General features: G+C 61.3%; 1 protein-coding gene. It reads left to right on the top strand.

Features of this window, described 5'->3' with window-relative positions; all coding sequences use genetic code 11:
• Positions 1 to 39 precede the first annotated feature (39 nt).
• Positions 40 to 1,779: hypothetical protein (locus tag WH91_RS06755; RefSeq protein ID WP_046170240.1), on the top strand; the 1,740-nt coding region annotated here is incomplete at its 3' end.

Raw genomic sequence — 1,779 nt, 5'->3', positions numbered from 1 at the left:
GCTTCCGTGAGGAAGCGCTCGGCGTCAGATATCGAGAATATGCTCGCGGGCGACGTCCTTCTCGACGCGATCTATCTCGACCCTGACGCCGAGCGCTTCCTCACGGAACGGGTCGATATGCTGCTTGAGGGCAACGCATCGACACTTACGCGCCTGCTTACACGATTTCATCACACGGCTACCGTCCCCACCGTTGGTTCGCAGCCGCGGGCATCCACCATCGGGCTCTATCTCGAAGCGAAATTTCGTTCCGTCATCTTCACGCGTTGGCCGCCGCTTCTCCGCTTCCTGCTTGCCCAACGCGAACAACTAAGTGGACTCGTATTGCCCGCGCTCGCGCAGGTCATCGAGACGTGGCTCACGAGGACTCCGCCCGAGATCCAGCACAATGTGCCCATGCCCTTTCGGCGCGAACTGGCCGAACTGGCTCTAGCGATGGCGAGGACCGTACAGGTCGAGAAAGGGCATGGGGTCGCCTACCTTATGCACGAGACCTCGCTCTACACGGCTCCGCTCGCCGGAGCCGCGGACCTTCCAGAAGAAATAGGGGGCTGGGCGCTTGAGCTCGCGGGACGAAGAGATCTCGATCCAGACGTAGCGCAGCGCATAGACCAGGTCCTGCGCAAACAGGCAGAGGCGCGTGCTGAGCGTCTGAAAACTGACCAGCTCTACAAGGCCCGGCAGGAACGCAAGAGGCAGATTCCGCGGTTCATTGGTTCGTACAGCGAGCGCCTGCCGCCCTGGCCTCTCGGGGCGAGCCATGCCGTCGACATGGACTTTCGCAATTCGTGCCTCGAGGCTGGAGCTTTGCGGCCTCTTATGGAGGTAAGGGCGGAGATCGCCGCCGAAATTCTGCTTGCCCTCATCATCGAGGACCGCCCCGAAGGCCGCCATGACAGGTTCGAGGTCGACCTTGGTCTCGACTTTCCCCGCGATGCGTATCCAACGGCGTTCTGGAAGAGCGCTTTCTTTCCCTTCCTGCAATCGGCACCCGTTGAAGCCCTCGGTGCGCTGATCAAGCTCGTAAACTTCTGTACTGAACGCTGGGTTGCGGCGCGCTCACATGACGGGCAGCGACAGATCCCAAGCGTCACGCTCCAACTGGGAGATGACACGGAGCGGCATCTTGCTGGCTGGAGTGAGGTCTTCGGTTGGGTTCAGTCCAACGACTCGATGCGCAATGGCAACCTCTACTGCGCGCTCGATGCTCTGGAGCGATGGTTGATCATCCGCATCGACGCAGGCGAAGACATCTCGGCGGACGTCGACAGGCTGCTGCTTGACGGCAATTCCGCGGCCTTTGTCAGCGTCCTCGTCAACATCGCGAAATACCGGCCAACGCTTCTTGCGGGGCCACTCGCGCCGCTCCTTACCTTTCCGGCTCTGTTCTTCTGGGACAGCGATCGCGTGAAGCATATCAACTACAATTTCATCGGATGGAGCTGGCTGCAGGCAGGCGAGGGGGTATTCGACTTCGCTCGGGACTGGACGCTTGCGCCTCATCGGCGGTTGAAGCTGGTCGATGTCGCGATCGATCTGGTGATCCGCGACGACGAAGTCGCCCGCCGGCTCCAGGCTCTGATCCCGACCTGGACGCTTCCCGAGGATGCCAAGGCCTCACTCGAGTTCCAGCTCCTCTATGCGTCTCTCGACCGCGCCAACTATCCTGTCGTCGCAGATCCGACGACCGGCGAGGAGTCGCGGCGGCTCGTCTATCCTGAGACGTTGAGCACGGCAGTTCGTGCTTGGCAGAGTGGTCAAAGCGAGGCCATAGAGCAC

It is taken from the genome of Devosia psychrophila (assembly GCF_000971275.1).
GTDB classification, from domain to species: domain Bacteria; phylum Pseudomonadota; class Alphaproteobacteria; order Rhizobiales; family Devosiaceae; genus Devosia; species Devosia psychrophila.
This window is presented reverse-complemented; position numbering and strand designations above follow the sequence as displayed.